Here is a 21,184-nt window from a genome sequence, read left to right on the forward strand (position 1 = left end):
CCGTAAACCTGCCGCGCATGATCGTCTCCGCCGATTCGAGATGATAAAGTGAATCATCAAGTCCCCTCCCTGGCGAGGGGTTTTTCAGCAGACTGTTAGCTCGGAATGTCGGGCAGTGCCACTGCGTTCTCACCCAACGCGGGCGTCATTGGCCTGCTGGCATCCATTCTGGTGTGGATCAGTTCTTACGTGGCCTATCTCTAGAAGACGTCAGAAGAAGCGAAGTGACGAAACGCCGCGTCACCGGAGATCCAAAAAATGATCCAGCACTGGCTGAGCGATAGCACGAATTTTCCGCCTTGCTCCTCTACCTGCGCGAGGCGCGTCATCCGGGCGGCGAGCCGCTGACGCGGTGGCAGCGCAATCACGTCTGCAGCGCCCCTGAAGCAGATCGCGCACCTGCAAATAAAGCGGCGCCGCGATCATCGAGGCATCCGGGCAATAGCGTCCATTGCCCACGATCCGCCTCCTCAACGAAGCGCCTCATCAATTCCCCCCAGATTCATGGGAGAATCATAACAGCGCTGCCGCGTTTTCACACAGCCAGGGTCACGAGCAGGAATACTCGCGGCAGACGAATCACGTCAGCTCTGCCTTCGAAAGGAAACTCTAACAAGTCCTGCCGGACTGCTCGCGATACGCCACATCCGGACTCAAGCGGCTCAGCATCATTCGTTCACTTCGTCGGCGCGCGTCAGCAGATCCTGGAGGGATGGAGAGGTCGAGCGCTGGCGTCGCCGCTGACGGCGGCAAATGGCACGTCGGTCATCCCGGTCCTAAACCAGTGCAAGTGTATCGGGTACAGTCCTGATAAACACCGCGACACTCGAATGATGGCAACTGGTTCAGACGACGGCAGTCGCGATATCGTGCACGACAGGCACTCATGCACTGCGGTTTAGCCGTCTGAGTGGCCGCGAAAGTACGAAAGGCGAGGTCGGCGTCGCGCGCATTGAGTGTTCCAATACTCAACGACAGGGGCACTGCGAAGAGTACGGAGACGACGGCAAACGACAGCTTGCTCCATTTCATGGCTCAGCTCCATTTAGGTCGAAAAAGACGATGAGTTTGGCGCGACGTCGCGTTTGTCATTGAAGTACAGCCTTTCCGCATCTGCAACGGCTTCTACCAGCCCTTTGGCCCAACCTGCCGAATCCGCATAGACACGGCCTTCGCGCTCAGGAAAGCATTCTAAACGGCGATAGACGGGATTTGCTAGCCCACCTCATTAAAGAGTCGTGCATTCGAGGCTAACTCACTTCTCACCTCGAAGGGCAACTGGAGAACCGCTCGTCCGCTGTGGACCGTGTCGCTGGAGAAAGTGGACCAACAATGGATTCCAAATTTGGCGTCCTGGATGCGTTTGCATTTGTGGTATTTGCCGTTCTCATCGCGGTGGGTATGATTGCCATTGTGAGCCTGGGGCAATTGCCCGGCCGCCTCGCGCGGAAATGGGGTCATCCGCAGGCCTCCGCGGTCAACGTCGCCGGCTGGATCGGCATTGCGACGGGCGGTTTGCTGTGGCCGCTGGCATTGATCTGGGCCTTCATCACTCCATCAGGATCGTCGAGCAGCGGAAATGATCGGCTTGGACGGGACGAGACTGAAGCCGGGACCACCAAGCAGCAAGCCCCGTTGCGCAAGGCTTCAGTCGATGAGGGGATGCGGCCATGATCGCATTTCTGATCATCGTCTATTCCGCCGTCGTCCTTGTGCTCTTCAAGGTGCTTCACCTGAAGCCACGGCCGTACCTCATCGCGTGCATGATCCTCGCCGGCGTTCTCATGATCGGCGGGGTGGTCGTGGCGTGGACGCAGTCCGCGCCGCTAACGGCGCAGCTGGTGACGACCCAGTACGTGGTTCAGCTCGTTCCCTATGTGAAGGGACAGGTCAAGGCCGTGCATGCCGAGGCCAACCAGCCGATGAAGAAGGGCGCCTTGCTGCTCGAAATCGACCCGGCGCCCTACCAGTATACGGTCGATCAACTCGAGGCCCAGCTCAAGGTATCGAAAGCGAACGTCGAGCAGGCGCAGGCCGGCGCGCAAGCGGCAGACGCAAATGTGACGAAGGCGAAGGACGGAGTCGGTCAGGCACAAGCTGTGGTCGATCAGGCCAAAGCGACCGTCGTCAGCGCGCAGGCTGCTCTCAACAAGGCAAAGGCGGCAGACGACCTGGCCAAGACGCAGGAGCAGATCGCCTTGAACATCCAGCGGGCCGACATCGCCGCGATCAGCCAGCTCAAAGTGGCCGAAGCCAGGCAACAGCGTGCGGAGGCGGACGCCGCCGTCCAGCAGGCCGCGGCGAGTATCACGCAGACGCAGGCTGGGGAGCAACAGGCTGTGGCAGCATTGGCCGCTGCGCAGTCCACCCTGCAGCAGGCCGAAGCCGCCGCGCGCCAGGCGGCCTTCGCCGTTGTGGCGGCCCAGAGCGGCGTGCCGGCCGTCGAAGCCCAACTGGGAGACGCCCGCTTCAACCTTGCGCAGTGCTGGATGACCGCGCCTGCCGACGGCTACGTCGTGAATTGGCAGGTCCAGGTGGGCACCATGCTGGTGCCTGCGCCGCTCGCGGCGGCTGGGACCTTCGTTGACACGTCCAGCATCGCCGTTGGTGCGGTGTTTCCTCAGAATTGGCTCATGCATGTGATGCCGGGAGACGACGTGGAGCTGGTGCTCGACCCCTATCCGGGTCGACTATTCACCGGAAGGGTGGATGCCGTGATCCCCGCCTCGGGCGGAGGCCAATTCACCACCAGCGGAGACATTCCGACCGCTGCGAAGGTCGGATCGACCGGCGCCTATGCGGTCAAGATCCTGTTCGATGATCCGACCATCACGCGCAAGCTGTCCATCGGCTCGGGGGGAAGTGCCGCCATCTACACCCAGGTGGGCAAGCCGACCCACATCATCTCCAAGGTCGCGATGCGGATGAAGAAGTGGTTGCTGTACGTCGTGCCAAGCGTGGCCAGCGGCTAGCCCGGTTGGCTCTGGATGGCTTTGCCGAATTTGCATGTGACATTAATGCCGCAGCCAGCATCTTTGTGTTCAACGCTCTGGAGCCATGGCGCGGACAGCTTCAAAATTGATCCGTAGAACATGCACTTCTGCGAAATTCGGGGGGAGGTTGCGTCAATGGGGATTGTCCAACGCAGAGCCGCGCGTCGTTCCCTTTTGGCGGCACTGGCTCTGCTGCTGACAGCCTGCGCCGTCGGCCCCGACTTCGTTCCGCCTGCGGCCCCGATCACCGACAAATTTCTCGTCGCGAACAGCCGTTCGATCAGGTCGGGTCACCAAGATTATCGCGATTGGTGGAGGGCTTTCCGCGATCCTACGCTCAACCAGCTTGTCCAGATTGCCTATAACCAGAACCTCACTTTGTTGAGCGCAGGGACTCGCGTGCTGCAGGCCCGGGCAGCGCTGGGCATCGCCATCGGCTCGTTTTATCCGCAGGTGCAGCAGGGCACAGGATCATTGATCTACACCCAGCCCAGCGCTGCGACGCCGCTCGCCCTTCCAAACGCAACACCCACTCAATTCTGGACCGATTCGCTTGCCGCGCAGGCTGCCTGGGAACTAGACTTCTGGGGCAGGTTTCGACGTGGCGTTGAATCCGCCGATGGCGCCTATCTTTCTTCGATCGCGAGCTACGACGACGTTCTGGTCACGCTTCTCGGCGATGTCGCGGTCACCTATATCGGCGTCCGCACCACCGAGCAGTTGATCGCGATCGCCCGTTCCAATATCGGCAAGCAACAGCAAGCCTTGGAGATCGCAAAGGCCAAGTACAAGGGCGGCGGCTCCAGCGAACGTGACGTCTTTCAAGCCACTAACGTCCTTGAACAGACGCAGGCGGCGATTCCGCAATTGACCATCCAATTGCAACAAGGACAGCACGCGCTCTGCGTGCTGCTCGGCATCCCGCCTGTCTCGCTAGCGGCCCTGCTTGCCCGATCGACAGGCAGCATACCCGTGCCGCCCAGCATGATCGCAGTCGGAATCCCGGCGGATCTGCTCCGCCGCCGGCCGGACGTTCGTGCTGCTGAGCTTGCCGCTCTGGCGCAGAACGCGCAGATCGGCCTGGCCGAGGCGCAGCTCTATCCGGCCATCAGCATCACCGGCTCGTTCGGAGGTGCAGCCAGCACCGCGAACGGCCACAACCTCGGACAGATCGTCAGTTCCAGGGGCATAACCTATGCCGCCGGTCCGTCGTTCCAATGGAATATCCTGAACTACGGGCAGATCACCAACAACGTCCGTCTGCAGGACGCGAAGCTGCAGCAGCTCTTGGTCGATTATCAAAACACCGTTCTCAAGGCGCAGCAGCAGGTGGACGACGGCATTTCCGCCTTTCTGCAGTCGCGGGTCCAGGTCGGATACCTGCGCAGGAGTGCGGACGCTGCGCGCGGCGCCTTGAGAATTGGGACGGAACAGTACGAGCAAGGGGCTACAGATTTCACGACCGTTCTGACTGCCGAGCAGAATCTGTTTCAGGCGGAAAGCAGTGTGGCGACAGCCTCGGCCAATGTCGCGCTCAGTGCGACCGCGATCTATCGCGCGCTCGGAGGTGGCTGGCAGATACGAGAAGACAGTTATTTCGTCACGGCCGCGACACGTGACCAAATGCGAGCACGGACCAACTGGGGCGAGCTGTTGCCGCCGGCCGGACAGCCCCAACCGCCGGCTCCGGGTCTTCCTTCTCCGGGAGACATCGGACCGACGGTTCGGCCTCCCGAGTGGTGACTCCTCGCAGGAGACATGCCGCGCAAGGCCGATCTTTAGCTGTTACGCCAGCGCAGTGGGTGGGTCGTTACCTAATGGAGAGTCAGAGCAAAAGCTATTGTAGGGTTGCGTTGATGGTGATTACTGAGGTGCCAGAACTCGTCGGACTCTTGCCGTTCGCCTGAATGGAAAAAGTATCGCTACCTCGATATCCAGCCTGCGATGAGTATGTGAAAGAAGATACATTGAGCTGTTGCAGCGCGCCGTGTGCGGGATTCTGCGAAACGCTCGAACTCAATATTTCGCCGGTAATATTGACGGTAAACAGGCAACTCCCGCCGGAAGCGATCTCGATATAGCCTATCGAGTTAGAGCCCCAGCCCGCTGGTGCTGATCCCGACACTACGCACTGAGCAGCGTTTTGGGAAAGTGCGGGCGCCGCTGCAGCTACCAGTCCCAGCGCCGCCGCAATTAGCATTGAACACACTCGCGTCATGTGTGTCATTTGGGTGCTCCATTGATGTTCTGCGGAAACCCCAGCTGGTATAGGCCTCGTATAAATATTAGTGCCAGTCGATGGTGACGTCCCTAAGTCAATTCGGAAAGATATTCCAATCCGGTCGTCGCGCTATGCCATTTCGGCAAAAGTGTTGATTGCGTCTTGGTGGTCGCTCTGGTTAGACCCAACGTCGTGGACGCGGCGCTGGCCGTCACGATTTGAAATAGAAACGCGAACGACCGTTTTTGCATAGTCAGACGCATCCGGTCCGATGATCTCAAGATGTCATCGACGTCTTTGCGCAGAGCGTCGGATAATCGGCGCCTGCCAAATCGCCTCCGCGTTCGGCCGAAACTGCATAGTCAACGCCGAGCGCTTTCCTCACACTGCGTCGCGTTCGACGGCGTGGCGTTCCAAATTGCGTTGCGGGCGCGGCGATGGGAAGGACCAGACGATGCAAGAGTTCCACACCGCTACGCTAGTCCGTGCGCAAAGTCCGGCCTCCGAGATGTCCTGTCACTCTGACATGGTCTGGATCTCCGGCGGTACTTTCCGCATGGGGTCGGACAGCCACTACGCCGAAGAGGCGCCGGTCCACCGCGTGACGGTCGACGGCTTCTGGGTCGATCGCACCCCGGTCACAAACCGCCAATTTCGCAAGTTCGTGAATGCGACGGGCTATGTGACCTACGCCGAGATCGCGCCAGATCCGAAGGACTATCCGGGCGCTCTGCCCCATATGTTGAGGGCGGGGTCGCTGGTTTTCAATCCGCCGAAGTATCCGGTCGATTTGCGCGACTGGAGCCAGTGGTGGACGTTTACATTTGGCGCCAACTGGAAGCGACCTTATGGACGACGGAGCTCGATCGGCGGGCTCGAAGATCATCCCGTCGTTCACGTCGCCTACAGCGACGCCATGGCCTACGCCAAATGGGCCGGCAAGGATCTGCCGACCGAGGCAGAGTGGGAGTTTGCGGCCCGCGGCGGCATTGACGGCGCGGAGTTCGCATGGGGCAATGAGCTTACGCCGGGCGGCAGCCAGTTGGCAAACACCTGGCAGGGAGCGTTCCCGCACGAGAACCTCAGGCATGACGGCTACGAACGCACGTCGCCGGTGACCGCCTTCCCGGCGAACGGCTATGGCATCTACGACATGATCGGCAACGTGTGGGAATGGACCAGCGATTGGTATTCACCGAAACACGAGGCCGATGCTCCCAAGGCCTGCTGTATCCCGGTGAATCCGCGTGGCGGCCGCGAGGACGCGAGCTGCGACGGATGCCTGCCCGCGATCAGGATTCCTCGCAAGGTGCTCAAGGGCGGTTCGCATCTGTGTGCGCCAAATTACTGCCGCCGCTACCGCCCGGCCGCGCGTCATCCAGAACCAGTGGACACCTCGACCAGCCATGTGGGGTTCCGCTGCATCATGAGGCAGGCAGGGGCAGCGTGATGAGCGACGCCACTCCGCAGGAACTGGGCATCCTGGCCAAGCTGGTCCTCGTGCTCGCTGTCGTGCTGATCGTCGCCGGCGTGGTGTGGCACGGCGTTACGGGCGACGCTTGGCGACGATTCTGGCACGACCTGGTCGAGCGGCCGGACGCGCCGATGCGATTCCGCTTTGTCCTGCAGCCGTTGATGGCTGCGTTCGCCGCTATCCACGATGGACGAGAGGACGCGCGGGCCGGTCGCTCTCCATATTTCATGACGGTGCTGCGCAATCCGCAGGAACGCGTCGGACGGCTGCGCGAGGGATTGAACGCGACCGCCAGAATCATCCTTCTGGGGTTGGTGATGGACGTGATCTATCAGCTCATCGTGCTCAAGACATTCTATCCGAATGAGGCGCTCGTCATTGCGTTACTGCTCGCATTTGTCCCGTACCTGATCATCCGAGGCCTCGTTTTGCGCGTTGCGCGGTCACGTATCCGCGGACCGCGCGGTGAGGGCACCGACATGAATCGTCAGCAATAGGGAATCCAGCATGGCAAACCCAGGCTCTTCCCCAAGTGCAGGCAGGTTCGAGGTAAGAGTAACCTCGGACAGCCACTTCAGCTGGATCCGTACTCGCCTGAGCATCGAGCGCACGATGATGTCGTGGATACGGACAGCAACCGCGCTGATCGGCTTCGGCTTCGCGATCGTCCAGTTCTTCGAGCGCTTGGAACAGATGCCCGGAGTCCGACCTGCTGCTTATCCAGGTGCAGCGCGCGACCTCGGGCTGGCCCTGATCGGATGTGGTGTCCTGGCGCTACTCATCGCGGTTTGGCAGTACTTGTGGATCATTCGTTACCTTTGGGGTGGATCGTTCGCTCCAATTGCCGGACCGACAAGGGAGGGGGTGCAGGCGCCGGTGATCGTCATCGCCGTCCTCCTCATCGGCATCGGCTTGTTTGCGTTCTTTGCCGTGCTGCTGCGCCTTGTGTAGCCGCCGGAAACGCGAGTGAAGGGGGTTTCGCAATGACCGATCAAGCCCGACCACCGTAGAAAAGTTCATCGGCATGAGCGTGAAGCCGAAGCTCTTACCCTCGAAGGGCGTTGCCCCCCGACAGTAGAAAACCTGCTTGTCAGCAAAACAGGAGAGGCGCAAATGAATCGCAGACTCGAACTCTTCAGCATCGTGCTCTTTGCGCTAACCGCCGGCGTGATGAGCGGAGGAGTCACCTCCGCGCTTGCGGACGAGGCCGGAGTCGAGGTGGACCTCGGCGATGTGCGCGGCGAAATCCTGTCGCTTTTTGCGCGTCGGGGTGTCGTAGCGACGGAAACGAACCCGAATTACAAGGGCGCTGGGGCGCCGGCGCCTGCGCCGGCGGCTCCTCCTTCGCCGGCCGCCGCGGACTGGCCGAGCTACAACAAGACGCTGACTTCCGAGCGCTTCTCCGACCTCAGCCAGATCAACACGAAGAACGTCGCCAAGCTCAAGGTGCTGTGTACCTACGACACCGGGCGATTGACCGCCATGGAGACCGGTCTTCTGATGGTCGAAGGCGCGCTCATCGGTACGACTGAATTCGATATTTTCTCGATAAACCCGGCGACCTGCGCCGAGAACTGGCGCGTGCACGAGGAATATCCGTCCTACATTCTGCCGACCAATCGGGGCGCGGCCTACCTCGACGGCATGTTGTTCCGTGGGACCCAGGACGGGCGCGTGTTGGCCTATGACTTCAAAACTGGCAAGCGGCTCTGGGAGGCGACGATCGGGGACGCGAAAAAGGCCGAAGACGTGCCGGCGGCGCCGATCGCCTGGCAGGGCCTCGTCTTCGTCGGCAACGCCGGCGGAGACTTCAAGGGCGCCAAAGGGCACATGTATGCGCTCGACGCCAAGACCGGCAAGATTGTGTGGCAATTCTTCCTCGTGCCCAAGGTCGAGGGCGATATTGTTCGCGGGCCTGAGGGCGCTTCGCCGCTCGACAATTCGACCTGGAAAAACGTGCCTGGCGCTCCGATCAGCGGCGGAGGAGCCTGGACTTCTACGACCTTGGACCCGGCTTCCGGGCTCTTGTATGTGCCCGTCGGCAATCCCGCGCCTGACTACGACAACGGCGTCCGCCAGGGGGACAATCTCTTCACCGGCTCCATCGTTGTCCTCGACGCCAAGACCGGCGCGTACAAGAACCATTTCCAGCTTGTGCCCAGGGATTGGCACGACTGGGACGTCTCCAACCCGCCGGCTCTGATCAAGACGAGGGGGGGCAAGAGGCTCATGGCGGTGGCGCCGAAGGACGGACACCTTTACGGCTTTGATCTTGCCGACAACAAGCTCTTGTACCGCACGCCGGTGACAAGAATCGAGAATGTGGAAGAGCCCTTCGCTGTCGATAAGGACGTCCATTTTTGTCCGGGCGCCGGGGGCGGCGAGGAATGGAACAGCCCGGCTTACGACCCTCCGACCAATCTGATCTTCACCGGCGAAGTCGACTGGTGCGTAACGGTGAGGTTGCAGAGCAGGGAAGAAGTTGTGGCGAGCTCGGTCGGACAATTATGGACGGGAGAGAAGTCTCTCAATCCGGCCAACGTGTTCGGAAAGTTCACGCGCGCCGACGGCGTCTGGGCGGGATGGCTTCATGGCACCGACGCCGACACGGGGGTGTGGAAGTGGAGGCTGAAGTCCAATTATCCGATCATCGGCGCCGTGACGCCGACCGCGGGGGGCCTTGTGTTCTTTGGCGACGTGGGCGGCAATTTCTATGCGCTTGACGCGGCGACCGGCCAGAAGCTGTGGGGCAAGAAGATCGGCGGCGCGATCGGTGGCGGAGTGATCACCTATACAGCCAACGGCGCCCAAAAAGTCGCGGTGGCAACCGGCTACGTATCTCCCGCCTTTCCTGCCGAAATCAGGAGAGCGAAAATCTCGATCCTGGGCGTCGAGGGCAACTGAAGCAGCCAACGGCGGCGGCCGCTGCGCGAGCCAATGAGGAGCTTGGTCATGGAGTTTGATCCCGTTCTGCTGTCGCGTGTGCAGTTCGCCTTCCTCATCGGCTTCCATATCATTTTCCCAGCCTTCACCATTGGGCTCGCCGCATGGCTTGCAACTCTCGAAGGCGTGCGGTTGTGGACCGGCAATGAGCTCTATCGGCGCATCTTCGACTTCTGGCTCAAGGTATTTGCCCTGTCGTTCGGCATGGGCGTGGTCACTGGCATCGTGATGGCCTTCCAGTTCGGCACCAACTGGAGCGTACTCGCCGAGCGCACCGGCTCGATCCAGGGGCCGTTGCTGGGCTACGAGACCTTCACTGCCTTCATGTTGGAAGCAACGTTCTTCGGCGTCGTGCTCCTCGGTCGCGGCCGCGTGCCGCCATGGTTCTACTTTCTCTCCTGTTGCATGGTCTCGCTCGGCACCATGTTCTCGTCCTTCTGGATCCTCGCGAACAACAGTTGGATGCAAGTGCCGATCGGCCATGTCATTGTCAACGGCAGGATCGAGCCGGGTGACTGGTGGGCCATCACCACCGGGCCCATCGTGCGGGTTCGATGGCCGCACATGCTGCTGGCCGCCTTCCTGACCACCGGCATGTGCGTGGCGGCCACCGGCGCTTGGTACCTGCTCCGTGACAGGGACATGCCGGAGTCGCGCGCCATGCTGCACTGGGGGCTCGCGCTCGTTGCCGTCATGATTCCGATCCAACTGTTCTTCGGCCATTTGACCGGTCTCTATGTGCTTCAGCATCAGCCCGCCAAGTTTGCTGCAATCGAGGCGCGCTGGAAGACCCAGCAGCCGGCAAGTGAGGTGCTTATCGCTTTGCCCGATCCATTCGAGGAACGGAATCTCCTTGCGATTGAGATCCCCCGGCTCGGCAGCTTCATCGCCTCCGGCAATTGGACCGCGCGCGAGATTGGGTTGGAGACCTTCCCGCCCGAAGACCGCCCCCCGGTGATCATTCCCTTCTTCGCGTTCCGCATCATGGTGGGAATGGGCCTGATCATGCTCGGGGTATCCTGGTTTGGAAACTTTCTGCGCTGGCGCGGCCGGCTGGAGAGCACTCGCTGGTTTCTGTGGGTGGCGTTCCTGTCCTTCCCGAGCGGTTTCATCGCCGTGCTGGCGGGATGGTTTACCGCCGAAGTCGGCCGGCAGCCCTGGGTCGTCTACGGCCTTCTGCGCACGAAGGATGCCGTAACACCGTCGTTGACGACGGGTGACGTGTTGTTTTCGCTGGCGTGCTACGTCATCGCCTACGCGATCATATACAGCTTTGGTTTCGTTTTCATTTACCGACTCTTGCGCGATGGCCCCGGGCGCGATGCGTCGGACCGCTCGAAAATGACTCCGGCTCGGCCTCTGGCTGTTGCCATGCAGTCATCCTCGGAGGATCCCCGATGAGTGCAGCGGACCCCTCAGCGCTTGCCCTGTTCTGGGTCGCCGTGATCGGCGTGGCGATTCTCGCCTATGTCGTCCTGGACGGCTTTGACCTCGGCGTCGGAATCCTTTTTGGCGCAACTAAAGACGAGGCGCTGCGCGATGAAATGATCGCCTCGATCTCTCCATTTTGGGACGGAAACGAAACCTGGCTGATCATCGTGGGCGCGACGTTGTTCGCAGCGTTCCCTGTCGTCTACGCAGTGTTCCTGGGTGCCTTTTACATCCCGGTGCTGCTGCTCCTCTTGGGACTGATATTCCGCGGCGTCGCGTTCGAATTCCGCGCTCGGGGCACTGCACAAGGATTCTGGGATCGAAGTTTCGCTGCCGGCTCGCTCGTTGCGGCCTTTGTCCAAGGGGCTGCGGTCGGAGCCATGATCCGCGGAGTACCGGTCGTGAACGGCCAGTTTTCCGGGGGCTCGTTCGACTGGGTCGCAGGGCTTCCGTTCCTGTGTGGGATCGGCCTCGTGCTTGCCTATGCCCTGCTTGGCGCGGGCTGGTTGGTCCTCAAGTCCGAAGATCCGCTCCGTAGCTGGGCGCGCAGTCGCATACCGATGCTTGCCGGCGCGGTTGTTGCGGTCCTGTGCGCTGCCGCCGTGATGGCGTTCGTCGATCGGGCTCGCATGACTGGAAGCCTCTTTCTCGACCGTTCCTGGGGCTTTGTCTTTCCGCTGATCGGCATCGTCGCGATCGTTGGCATTTTTTCGGGCGCGCGTCAGCTTCGCGATTCATGGCCGTTCGCCATGACGGTCGTGCTCTTTGTCGCCGCCTTTCTCTCGCTCGCGGTGATGTTCTGGCCCTACATGATCCCCTACAGCGTCACGGTGGCCGCTGCGGCTGCGCCTGAGGCTTCCTTGTCTTTCCTGTTTTGGGGGGCCGGACTGTTCGTGCTGCCGGTGATCGGGGCCTACACGGCGGTCGTCTACTGGATGTTCCGCGGTAAGCAGCGCAAAGGCTACACCCCAACGAGCGCGCCGCCGTCGACAGCAGAGCGACCATAATGCGCGGAGTCATACCTCTCAACTACGCCTGAAACTGCAATGCCAACAGGAGGAGATTTGAAATGGCTAAGACTGACAGACCGAACATCCTCATTCTTTGGGGCGATGACATCGGCTGGTGGAATATCAGCTACAACAATCGGGGCCAGATGGGGTATCGGACCCCCAACATCGACCGAATTGGCAACGAAGGGGCGACATTCACCGACTACTATGGCCAACAGAGTTGCACTGCAGGCCGTGCGGCGTTCATAACGGGCCAGAACCCGATCCGCACCGGCTTGACCAAGGTCGGAATGCCCGGGGCCGATGTCGGTCTCCACGCGGAAGACCCGACGATCGCCGAGTTGCTAAAGCCGCTCGGCTACGCCACCGGTCAGTTTGGCAAGAATCATCTCGGGGACAAGGACCAATTCCTTCCGACGCTGCATGGTTTCGATGAGTTCTTCGGCAATCTCTACCACCTCAATGCCGAGGAGGAACCCGAGGATCCGGACTATCCTAAGGACCCGAAATTCAAGCAGCATTTTGGTCCGCGTGGCGTGCTGCACAGCTGGTCCGACGGTAAGGGAGGCCAGAAGATCGAAGACACCGGTCCGCTGACGAAAAAACGCATGGAGACAATCGATGAAGAAGTCACCCAGCACGCCCTGAGCTTCATCGACAAAGCACACAAGAATGGCACACCGTTCTTCATGTGGTACAACACCACCGGGATGCATTTCCGCACACACAGCGCGGCGAAGCACAAGGGCAAGAGCGGCGGCCAGGGTGAATATAACGACGTGATGGTCGCTCATGACGAGCACATTGGCATGATGCTCGCGAAGCTCGACGAGCTAGGCATCGCTGACAATACGATCGTCATGTACTCCACCGACAACGGTCCCCATTACAACACCTGGCCAGATGGCGGCATCACTCCATACCGTAGCGAAAAAAACACCAATTGGGAGGGCGGATGGCGTGTGCCGGTGTTCGTCCGTTGGCCAGGCCAGATCAAGGCAGGCTCGGTCTTCAACGACGTCGCCTCGCACCAGGACTGGCTACCTACGCTGCTCGCTGCCGCGGGAGATCCGGAAATTGCGTCGAAGCTCTTGCAAGGCCACAAGGTAGGAGACAAGACGTTCAAAGTGCATATCGATGGCTATAATCTGCTGCCGTATATGACGGGGGCGGCGAAGGAGGGACCTCGAAAGTTTTTCTTCTACATAAGTGACGACGGCGACATCCTGGCGATCCGGATGGGCGACTGGAAAGTCGTGCTCATGGAACAAAGGGCCAAACAGCTCCTGTGCTGGTTCGAGCCATTCGTAAAATTGCGGGCTCCCAAGATGTTCCACCTCCGGCGTGACCCATTTGAGCGGGCCGACGAGAACTCAAATACATACTGGGACTGGCTTATTTCGCACGCCTATATTCTCTACGAAATGCAGGGGTTAGTTGCCCAACAAATCCCGGAGTTCGTAAAATTCCCGCCGCGGCAGAAACCTGCAGCATTCAATCTGGACGAGGTACTCCGGCATCTCCAGGAGGCTTCCTCAAGCGCTAACCGCTAGCCCAACTTCGCCGACTGGAGGGACGCAAAGACCCCAAGTGATTGATTTGTCGGGAGCGGCCCGAGGGGTCTTCACTGCGTCGGGAATCGAGACCTGGCCGCCAAGCCGGAATTTTCGGCGGCGGCCGGGCCAGCGGGGCGAGATCGTGCTCTGTGAGATTGGTGCGCATCGGAATGCAAATGACCTCCGGGCCGAACCTTGCGAGCGAGCGAGATGGCGACCATGGCAGCATCCTGGTCCTTGCTGTTTTGGCGCTTGTCGTTGGCGCGGTTTCAGGTTTGGTAGGAGCGCTCTTCCTGCTCTTGCTTGAACAGGCGGACAGGTTTCGCGATGTCCTCATCGTCTGGGCGCATTCAAAGGCTTTCGTCGGCTTTTTGGTCCTCAGCATCGCTTGTGCCGCCGGGGCGGCAGTAGCGGCCTGGCTGGTTCGCCGCTACTCGCCTCACGCGGCAGGGAGCGGCATCCCTCACGTCGAGGCGGTGCTGAACGAGGAGGTGCCGCAGGCGCCGTTTCGCATCATACCTGTGAAGTTCGTTGCGGGAGTGCTGGCGATTGGCTCAGGGCTGGCGCTCGGCCGTGAAGGCCCGAGTGTTCAGATGGCGGCCACCATTGGGCATCTCGTCGGCAAAGAATTTCGACGCGGCTGGCCCGACTGCAGAGTGTTGCTTGCCGCCGGCGCCGGCGCTGGCCTCGCCACTGCTTTCAATGCGCCGATCGCCGGAGCTATTTTCGTCCTTGAGGAATTGGTGCGGCGTTTCGAGCTACGCGTTGCGATAGCGGCGCTTGGTGCCTCGGCGACCGCCATCTCCGTGTCACGTATGCTCCTCGGCGACGCCGCGGACTTCCATGTTGGAGCGTTGGCCTATGCTGATGCGGCGACAAGGCCGCTCTACTTTGTCCTTGGAGCGATCGCCGGGCTTGCGGCGATTTTCTATAACCGGTTGCTGCTCGGAACCATTGCGATGATGCGTCAACTCGACCGGTGGCCCGTCGAGTTGCGCGCGGGTGTTATTGGCGGGGCGGTCGGGGTGCTCGCCTGGCTCGCGCCTGATCTTGTAGGCGGCGGCGATCCGATTACGCAGCGCAGCCTGGCCGGCGCGGAAACGCTCCGCCTGCTTCCTCTCGTTTTCCTGCTCAGGCTCGGCCTCGGCGCCGTATCGTATGCGGCGGGGACACCTGGGGGGTTGTTTGCCCCGATGCTTGTACTCGGAGCCCAACTGGGATTGTTCTTCGGTCAGCTCTGCCAGCTTGTATTTCCAGATCTGAACATTCAGCCAGAAGGATTCGCCGTTGTCGGGATGGCCGCCTTTTTCACCGGTGTCGTCCGCGCCCCGCTGACTGGCATCGCACTTGTCGTTGAGATGACGGCAAACGTAACAATGCTTTTGCCGATGTTGGGGGTCTGTTTCATGGCCATGCTGGTGCCAACTCTGATGCACGACCCGCCAATCTACGATTCGTTGCGGGAGCTCACTCTGGAGCGCGAAAGAACACGCCTCAAGCAGGCGGAAACTGCGGACGCCAGGCGTTCGGGTGCGTCGCCGCCAACGGGAGACAAGCCGAGTCATCCGATCGACGGTCCACCGGCATGAGCTTTGAAGATTTCTGTGGCTTCGTCCGGCGACCACAACGGCCAATTGCAGCCGAACCTGCTCCGCACACGATTCACCGATGGCTGATGACGCGCCTCGATTCCTTTTTTTCGTCAGGTAGTGCTGACACTCGAATACTCTGCAACAACCGTCACAGCCGGGCATTGCCCTCGCACATGTTGCGCAACAGGAACTCAGGCCGCGGAACCAATCCGCGGCCAGTCGAATCCGTTCAGAACCGAGGAAAGGCACTCCAATTTCATTCAAGGTGAGGATCGGAGCGGGACGTTCGTCAGGACTTCAAATTCCATTCCTTGAGTTTCTTCGCAGCCGTGCCGAACGGGCCGAGTTGGTAAGCAGCCGCCCCCGCGGGTGAGAAGGCGAATGGCGCAAACGGCTCGGCGAGCATCTTGTCGAGGTAATCCCGGGGTGCGACGCCGGTGCTGACGTGCGGACTGAACTGGTCGCCGGTTTGCTTCGGAACGAAGGTAGACACGTAGCCGATGAGCAAGGCGTCGTAGGCGGAATCGTCGTGCGGCGCGGTGAACGCGTCGATCGGCCCGGTCTCCACTGTAAATGGGGCTATAGCGGCAATCAGTACCTGTTGCAGCGTGAGCAGTGCTGGCGTCGGCCGTGCGACGATACCCGCTACGCCGGTATCCTTGCCGGGTGCATAGTAGTATTTGAACGCCTCCAGCTGCATGCAGGTGACGCTGGCACCCGCGAAGACCTTTTCGGCAGCGGCATAGATCTTGTCGAGGTCCACCGTGCGGACGAAACGCTGAATCAGTGTGATGTGCGGACGGTGTGCCTCATCCAAGGCGAATCCCTTCGGAAAGACCTTGAGCAACCGAGCGTTGTTGGCTTGGGCGTGACCCAGCATCGTGGCGTCAGGTTCCAGCAGGATGTCGATGGCCGTAGTTGGGCTTTGAGGATTTTGTGCGGGCATAAACGATCTCCCCTCCGGGTCTACGAGGCCGTGGGAAAGATGATGTTCCAATCGCGTTTCATGCTTACCACGGTAATCCCGTAGGCGTCCGCCTTGTCCAGCGCTTCGCCGAGCGGACTCAGCCGGAACTCTCGGTCATAGGCGACCTCTCGCTCGGAGTCGTCGTGGTGAAGGAGAAGAGCCAAGCGCGGGCCTTTGCCGGTCTTGGAATATCGCAGCATGGCCAGGTCACCGTCCGAATTGCCGAACGCCAGGATCGGCCGCCGGCCGACGTGCAACGCGATGTTTTGCGGCTTTGCTTCGCGATCATCGAAGCTATTGAGTTCAGCAAGCTTCATCAGCCCCGCGCGGTCCTCGTTCACTTCGAACCGAAGCTTGTTGCTCGAGCCGATGACCTGCTCGCGCGGGATGCCATAGATCTCCTCGGAGCACGCGCGCATGAAATCGATGCCACCGCCCGACACGATGTAGATCTTGAAGTCCTTCTCCCGCAAGAACTTGAGCAGGTCGAGCTGCGGCTGGAAGGTGCACTGCTTGAACAGCCGCCCGAACTTGGGATGCTTCGCCTTCGCCAACCAGTCTCGCGCGATGGGGTCGAACTCCTCCTCCCTTATGCCCGAATGCGTGGTAAACACCAGCTCGAGAAGTGCCTGCTTGCCAAGACCCATCAGCGTCTTGAGGTCCAGCTCGAGCAACGCCTTGAACGGCTGGCGCTCCTTTACGGTCGGCTCCTTGCCGGCGAGCTCCTTGACCCGATCTATGAGAAAAAAGGCCTGCACTTGCAGCGGCTGCTCGCACCAGAGCGTGCCGTCGTTATCGAAGACCGCGATGCGTTCTGCAGGTGGAATGAAGTCCGGCCCACCTTGCTGCGTCACGCGCGCGACGAAGTCGAGGATCTGTGACTTCGCCGCACCGTCGTTCCAGCTGGTAAGTGGGCTCGGTTTTCCGGGCGCGCCCATGATTGACTCCTTCTGATCCACTGCGTGCCGTACGTCCGCTCACCAACAAAACGGCTTGTCGTCACCGACGACCGTAGAGGAGTGGCAGCGGATCGCCTATGCAAAGTCGGCCTAAAAGATAGAGCCAAGACCGGACGTCCGTTGTGGCTCATTCGTGTCGGTTTGCCCCTTTGCAGCTGGCCGTTCGATCTATGGCCGACCGGCATGAGCTTGGAACATTTGTCGGCACGGCAACAGCCGATGGCAGCCGACCCCTCTTTGCAACAACCCTCACGATTCAACGCTGGCCGACGACACGCCTCGATTCCCTTTTTCGTCAATGCCGGATTTGCATAGCCCGGGCGGATTGGAAAACTTATCCTAGAGCGCTGGGCGCGATGAGATGCTCGTTACTCCGGAGCGCCAACAGTGGAGTTCTTGCGATTGCAACAATGATCGGGGAAGCCCAGTTCAGAATCGGAGTAGCCGGGATGACGCCGTTGGATGTCATGTGGGTCGGTCTGGGCGGTGGTCTGGGATCACTGTTGCGCTGGTTGATCGGGCGTGTGATCGGCGAACACTATCATGGCGATTTTCCCGTCGGCACGTTCGTGATCAACGTGTCGGGTGCCTTCGCCATCGGCTACCTCTCCGTCCTGTTCAAGGTCGACTGGCGCGATCGGTATGGTACGGCTCTTAATGCCGGTGTTCTGACGGGTGTGCTCGGCGGCTACACGACGTTCAGCAGCATGCAACTCGACGCCGCCAAGCTAGTCCGAAAGAGAGGCGGCGCTCCTGCCGCGTCCTATCTTCTGCTGTCAGTATTAGTCGGTCAGCTCGCCGCCGCGCTCGGCGGCACGCTTGCCCGTGCGCAGGGCTGAGGGGGATTGGCCGTGGTCAATATTGTCATACTGGTGTTCGTTGGCGGGGCCCTGGGCGCCGTGTTGCGCGAGTTCAGCATGCTGATGGTGCCGAGCCTGGCGGACAACTTCCCATTGGATATCCTCGTTGCCAACCTTTTGGCCGCGTTCCTGCTCGGTCTCGTCACGGCGCTGCATGGCAGACAGATCGTGTCTGAAGCTGCCGAGATGCTGCTCGGCACAGGCATTGCGGGCGGACTGTCAACATTTTCGAGCTTTGTCTATGGCGCAGTCGTTTTGATGTCGGCCTCGACGGCAAGCGCGGTTGTCGCGTCAGTCTATGTCGTGATCAGTCTGGTGCTGGGCTCCATCGCAGTCGCTGTCGGACTGAAGCTCGGCGGACAAGGCTCAGCATGAACCGCTCTCCTGCGGGGAAGAGACGCTCGTGGAAGCAACCGTTTGCATTCGACGTGTAGTTCGGACCGGCTTTCGCCAATGTGACGCGAGGGGTTCAATGCGATGGGCCTGATTGACGCGGTAAGATCACACGTCATGGCGCTGCCGGATCTGGCAAAGTTCGCGGTCGTTGTTGCGGCTATCGTCGGCGTTCCGCGGCTGGCGGCTCGCATCAGACTGCCGCCAATGGTCGGGCTGCTGCTCTTCGGAGTCGCGTTGGGGCCGCACGTGCTCGGCTTCTTCGGTGAGCACCGGCCGATTGCGAACTTCTTCGGCGAGTTGGGCAAGCTGTTGCTGATGTTTTCCGCCGGGCTCGAGATCGACATTGCCCTCTTCCGCAAAGCTCAGGCCCGCTCGATCACCTTCGGACTTCTTACCACAAGCGTGCCACTGCTTTTCGGCACTTTGCTGGGCCTCGGTTTTGGCTATGCGCTCATCCCAGCGATCGTCGTCGGATCGCTGCTCGCATCCCACACGTTGTTGAGTGTACCAATAGTTCAGAGACTGGGTGTCATTCGGCTCGAACCGATCGTCGTGACAGTCGGCGCCACAGTGCTGTCGGATACACTTTCATTGGTCGTGTTCGCGGTCTGCGTCTCGATGTATACGACCGGCTTCTCAGCGGGAGGGCTTGTCATCCAGCTCATCGAGATCGCCGTCTTTGTGCCGCTGATCCTGATTGGGCTCAGTCGCGCCGGCGCCTGGGCATTGAGCAGGATGGAAAGTGACGAGGAGGCCCATTTTCTGCTGATGCTAGCCGTCATGGCGGTCGCAGGCGCGATCGCCGACTTCATAAACCTGCCGGGGATTGTCGGCGCGTTCCTGGCGGGACTGGCGGTCAACAGCGCGGTGCAGGAGAATCCGGCAAGGGGCAAACTGGAATTCTTTGGCAAAGCCTTGTTCATCCCGAGCTTCTTTGTCGTCACCGGCCTGGTGATCAATCCGGTCGTGTTCGTCACAGACGTCGTCGACCATTTCGGTCTGGCCTCAGGACTCGTCGTGGCTTTGCTGGCGGGAAAGTGGATCGCCGCGGCGGTCGGGGCTCGCCTTTTCGGTTACACACCGGCCGCAAGATCGACAATGTGGGCGCTAACGTTGCCGCAGGTGGCCGCAACCCTGGCCGCCGCGGTGGTCGCCTTCGACACGCGCAACGGGGCCGGGCAACGAATGCTGGACGACACGATGCTCAACGCGGTACTCGTGTTGATGCTGGCCACGTCCATTCTCGGGCCGGTGCTGACGGAACGCTTCGCGCCCGGCATGCTGGAGGACGGGGGGCGCGATACTCTGCGGGGCAGCGCATGAGCTTCTTCACCAAGCCCGTCGGAGCCGACTTGCTTGCAGCCATCCGATGCCCACCTGCGGGTCGAGGCGACGTGTTTGAGGATGTCCCCAGGTGCCCACCATGCATGAATGGCTCGTTGCAATCACCGATGGCACGGTGCTGGTCATCGATACGATGGTATTGGTCGTCATAGCGACCGGGACGATCCAAGCCTTTGTCCAGGGTTTGCGGGTCATGCTCTTGCCCTCTGCGACCGGACATGAAAGGCGAAACGTGTGGCTGCACTATGCGCGCTGGCTGGTCGCCGGCCTCACCTTCCAGCTCGCCGCCGATATCCTTGAGACCTCACTCGCTCCGAGCTGGGACGAACTGGTGCGCCTCGCGACCGTTGCTTTGATTCGAACTTTGCTCAACTTCTTCCTCGAGAGAGATCTCTCCGAGGTTCGCAGGCGGCAATTCAAGCCGGTAGACCGCAAGTCTATTTCCGAATGATGCAACGCCGGAGCGGACCGCAGCGCTGTAGATCTTGCTTCGTGTGGCCGTCGCGCAATACCCTGGTGTCATTTCCGGCGAGGCAAGCGGAGCTCGCCGCGGGACGGGAATCCAAGAATCGCGATAGATAAGGATGGATTCAGGCCAGTACCAACTTGGATTTGCAATTCGACCGAAGCGGAAGTGTACATCGTGATGCGGAAAAGCTCGTTCCCAGGCGTCGTTCTTGGGCAAAACGCCCCGCACCGACCGCGAAAGGCTTGCGACCTGGGCGCAGGCGCATGCACTGAGGACCAATGTGGGCAGGTACTCCGACAAGGAATTCTTCCTCGACGCGTCCGAGGCCTACATAGATTTCGTCATCGAAGCGATGAGAGATCTGGAGCCTGTACGGAAGTATACAGTGTGCCATCGACGCGATGGAACGCCAGTCAGCATTACCACGCCGCTGCGTCCCAAAAGTGAAGGCTGTGCCTACCGCCCGCGCAACGACCTTTGTCGCTGTACCCTATCAAGACTCGACGAGCCATCCCGGCCTCTAGCTGGTACGGTATGGGCCTCTTGCGCAGTTTGCTGAATTTCCTCATTTGCTTTGCTTGAGCATCGCTTCGAGTTCTTCTTCGAGCGATCGCGGCGAAATGCCGAGCACGCGAAACCCCGGCAAGTTGTCCGAGGCTGTAGTGTCGATCTGCATAAGTTCGACCTGATTGCGGGTGAGGGGCGGGTGCGGCAAGATTTCAGCGACGCCGGCAAGTAGATCCCACAAGGCGAACGGCATCCGCACCAGCCCCGGCCGCAAACCTGCGGTACGGGCAATGGTCCGCAACAACTCCTCGTATGAATAGACGCGCGGACCGGCCAGTTCGTAGATAGGATATGGCTTTTTGCTGTATCCCTCCGGTGAAGGCCGCCTTGCCGAATGAGACGTGTTGTTGAGAACTGTCCTTATGGACAGTGATAGGCGCAGTGCCCAAGTCGAACGGC

18 protein-coding genes and 1 pseudogene are annotated in these 21,184 nt (G+C 60.6%); 15 read left to right on the forward strand and 4 right to left on the reverse strand.

Going from position 1 to position 21,184, the window contains the following annotated elements; translation table 11 throughout:
• Positions 1-1,299: 1,299 nt before the first annotated feature.
• The 3 genes from ABIA96_RS35435 (at position 1,300) to ABIA96_RS35445 (ending at position 4,736) form a co-directional block, all read left to right on the forward strand.
• Positions 1,300-1,674: a DUF3302 domain-containing protein gene (locus ABIA96_RS35435; RefSeq protein WP_354141551.1), complete on the forward strand. Its 375-nt coding sequence runs from the start codon at positions 1,300-1,302 to the stop codon at positions 1,672-1,674.
• Positions 1,671-2,972 carry an HlyD family secretion protein gene (locus tag ABIA96_RS35440; RefSeq protein WP_354141552.1) on the forward strand — a complete coding sequence of 434 codons (1,302 nt, stop codon included), beginning with the start codon at positions 1,671-1,673 and terminating at the stop codon, positions 2,970-2,972. The genes ABIA96_RS35435 and ABIA96_RS35440 overlap by 4 nt, the downstream gene beginning before the upstream one ends.
• A gap of 156 nt (positions 2,973-3,128) precedes the next feature.
• Positions 3,129-4,736: an efflux transporter outer membrane subunit gene (locus ABIA96_RS35445; protein ID WP_354141553.1), complete on the forward strand. Its 1,608-nt coding sequence runs from the start codon at positions 3,129-3,131 to the stop codon at positions 4,734-4,736.
• A 94-nt stretch (positions 4,737-4,830) separates the two neighbouring features.
• Here the strand turns inward: ABIA96_RS35445 and ABIA96_RS35450 are convergent, their stop codons facing one another.
• The gene (locus ABIA96_RS35450; protein ID WP_354141554.1) at positions 4,831-5,220 is read right to left on the reverse strand and encodes a hypothetical protein; all 390 of its coding nucleotides are present in this window, start codon (positions 5,218-5,220) and stop codon (positions 4,831-4,833) included.
• 502 nt (positions 5,221-5,722) lie between these two features.
• On the opposite strand from ABIA96_RS35450, the gene ABIA96_RS35455 reads away from it, so the two are divergent.
• The 8 genes from ABIA96_RS35455 to clcA all read left to right on the forward strand — a co-directional run bounded on the left by ABIA96_RS35455 (position 5,723) and on the right by clcA (position 15,220).
• Positions 5,723-6,664, forward strand: coding sequence for a formylglycine-generating enzyme family protein (locus tag ABIA96_RS35455; RefSeq protein ID WP_354141566.1), 942 nt, complete (start codon positions 5,723-5,725; stop codon positions 6,662-6,664).
• The gene (locus ABIA96_RS35460; RefSeq protein ID WP_354141567.1) at positions 6,664-7,185 is read left to right on the forward strand and encodes a hypothetical protein; all 522 of its coding nucleotides are present in this window, start codon (positions 6,664-6,666) and stop codon (positions 7,183-7,185) included. The genes ABIA96_RS35455 and ABIA96_RS35460 overlap by 1 nt, the downstream gene beginning before the upstream one ends.
• Before the next feature lie 10 nt (positions 7,186-7,195).
• On the forward strand, positions 7,196-7,639 hold the full coding sequence (locus ABIA96_RS35465) for a YidH family protein (protein WP_354141555.1): 444 nt from the start codon (positions 7,196-7,198) through the stop codon (positions 7,637-7,639).
• 162 nt (positions 7,640-7,801) lie between these two features.
• Entirely contained in the window at positions 7,802-9,592 is a 1,791-nt protein-coding gene (locus ABIA96_RS35470) for a pyrroloquinoline quinone-dependent dehydrogenase (protein WP_354141556.1), read from the forward strand.
• 48 nt (positions 9,593-9,640) lie between these two features.
• Positions 9,641-11,032 carry a cytochrome ubiquinol oxidase subunit I gene (locus tag ABIA96_RS35475; protein ID WP_354141557.1) on the forward strand — a complete coding sequence of 464 codons (1,392 nt, stop codon included), beginning with the start codon at positions 9,641-9,643 and terminating at the stop codon, positions 11,030-11,032.
• The gene (gene cydB / locus ABIA96_RS35480; protein ID WP_354141558.1) at positions 11,029-12,069 is read left to right on the forward strand and encodes a cytochrome d ubiquinol oxidase subunit II; all 1,041 of its coding nucleotides are present in this window, start codon (positions 11,029-11,031) and stop codon (positions 12,067-12,069) included. The genes ABIA96_RS35475 and cydB overlap by 4 nt, the downstream gene beginning before the upstream one ends.
• A 62-nt stretch (positions 12,070-12,131) precedes the next feature.
• Positions 12,132-13,628 (forward strand): arylsulfatase, encoded by a 1,497-nt coding sequence (locus ABIA96_RS35485; protein ID WP_354141559.1) that lies wholly within the window; start codon positions 12,132-12,134, stop codon positions 13,626-13,628.
• Positions 13,629-13,807: 179 nt separating this feature from the next.
• Entirely contained in the window at positions 13,808-15,220 is a 1,413-nt protein-coding gene (gene clcA / locus ABIA96_RS35490; RefSeq protein WP_354141560.1) for a H(+)/Cl(-) exchange transporter ClcA, read from the forward strand.
• Positions 15,221-15,512: 292 nt separating this feature from the next.
• Here clcA and ABIA96_RS35495 read toward each other — a convergent pair whose 3' ends face one another.
• Positions 15,513-16,169, reverse strand: a complete 657-nt coding sequence (locus ABIA96_RS35495) for a hypothetical protein (RefSeq protein WP_354141561.1) — start codon at positions 16,167-16,169, stop codon at positions 15,513-15,515.
• A 20-nt stretch (positions 16,170-16,189) separates the two neighbouring features.
• On the reverse strand, positions 16,190-17,128 hold the full coding sequence (locus ABIA96_RS35500) for an HAD family hydrolase (protein ID WP_354141562.1): 939 nt from the start codon (positions 17,126-17,128) through the stop codon (positions 16,190-16,192).
• Positions 17,129-17,598: 470 nt separating this feature from the next.
• Between ABIA96_RS35500 and ABIA96_RS35505 the strand changes: the two genes are divergently transcribed.
• From ABIA96_RS35505 to ABIA96_RS35520, 4 genes are all read left to right on the forward strand, one after another.
• Complete coding sequence (locus ABIA96_RS35505; protein WP_354141563.1) at positions 17,599-17,988, forward strand: fluoride efflux transporter FluC; 390 nt, start codon at positions 17,599-17,601, stop codon at positions 17,986-17,988.
• Positions 17,989-18,000: 12 nt separating this feature from the next.
• Entirely contained in the window at positions 18,001-18,384 is a 384-nt protein-coding gene (locus ABIA96_RS35510) for a CrcB family protein (protein ID WP_354141568.1), read from the forward strand.
• 102 nt (positions 18,385-18,486) lie between these two features.
• On the forward strand, positions 18,487-19,728 hold the full coding sequence (locus tag ABIA96_RS35515; RefSeq protein ID WP_354141564.1) for a cation:proton antiporter: 1,242 nt from the start codon (positions 18,487-18,489) through the stop codon (positions 19,726-19,728).
• Positions 19,729-19,828: 100 nt separating this feature from the next.
• On the forward strand, positions 19,829-20,200 hold the full coding sequence (locus tag ABIA96_RS35520) for a DUF1622 domain-containing protein (protein ID WP_354141565.1): 372 nt from the start codon (positions 19,829-19,831) through the stop codon (positions 20,198-20,200).
• 583 nt (positions 20,201-20,783) lie between these two features.
• On the opposite strand, the pseudogene ABIA96_RS35525 reads toward ABIA96_RS35520, so the two are convergent.
• Positions 20,784-21,184: pseudogene (locus tag ABIA96_RS35525) on the reverse strand (hypothetical protein); the annotation flags it as partial.

The organism is Bradyrhizobium sp. LB11.1 (assembly GCF_040549385.1).
Lineage (GTDB): Bacteria > Pseudomonadota > Alphaproteobacteria > Rhizobiales > Xanthobacteraceae > Bradyrhizobium.

Coding starts and splice junctions, on each gene's coding strand:
- ABIA96_RS35440 (WP_354141552.1), top strand. CDS start 1,671: ATGATCGCATTTCTGATCATCGTCTATTCCGCCGTCGTCCTTGTGCTC.
- ABIA96_RS35445 (WP_354141553.1), top strand. CDS start 3,129: ATGGGGATTGTCCAACGCAGAGCCGCGCGTCGTTCCCTTTTGGCGGCA.
- ABIA96_RS35450 (WP_354141554.1), bottom strand. CDS start 5,220: ATGACACACATGACGCGAGTGTGTTCAATGCTAATTGCGGCGGCGCTG.
- ABIA96_RS35455 (WP_354141566.1), top strand. CDS start 5,723: ATGTCCTGTCACTCTGACATGGTCTGGATCTCCGGCGGTACTTTCCGC.
- ABIA96_RS35460 (WP_354141567.1), top strand. CDS start 6,664: ATGAGCGACGCCACTCCGCAGGAACTGGGCATCCTGGCCAAGCTGGTC.
- ABIA96_RS35465 (WP_354141555.1), top strand. CDS start 7,196: ATGGCAAACCCAGGCTCTTCCCCAAGTGCAGGCAGGTTCGAGGTAAGA.
- ABIA96_RS35470 (WP_354141556.1), top strand. CDS start 7,802: ATGAATCGCAGACTCGAACTCTTCAGCATCGTGCTCTTTGCGCTAACC.
- ABIA96_RS35475 (WP_354141557.1), top strand. CDS start 9,641: ATGGAGTTTGATCCCGTTCTGCTGTCGCGTGTGCAGTTCGCCTTCCTC.
- cydB (WP_354141558.1), top strand. CDS start 11,029: ATGAGTGCAGCGGACCCCTCAGCGCTTGCCCTGTTCTGGGTCGCCGTG.
- ABIA96_RS35485 (WP_354141559.1), top strand. CDS start 12,132: ATGGCTAAGACTGACAGACCGAACATCCTCATTCTTTGGGGCGATGAC.
- clcA (WP_354141560.1), top strand. CDS start 13,808: ATGACCTCCGGGCCGAACCTTGCGAGCGAGCGAGATGGCGACCATGGC.
- ABIA96_RS35495 (WP_354141561.1), bottom strand. CDS start 16,169: ATGCCCGCACAAAATCCTCAAAGCCCAACTACGGCCATCGACATCCTG.
- ABIA96_RS35500 (WP_354141562.1), bottom strand. CDS start 17,128: ATGGGCGCGCCCGGAAAACCGAGCCCACTTACCAGCTGGAACGACGGT.
- ABIA96_RS35505 (WP_354141563.1), top strand. CDS start 17,599: ATGACGCCGTTGGATGTCATGTGGGTCGGTCTGGGCGGTGGTCTGGGA.
- ABIA96_RS35515 (WP_354141564.1), top strand. CDS start 18,487: ATGGGCCTGATTGACGCGGTAAGATCACACGTCATGGCGCTGCCGGAT.
- ABIA96_RS35520 (WP_354141565.1), top strand. CDS start 19,829: ATGCATGAATGGCTCGTTGCAATCACCGATGGCACGGTGCTGGTCATC.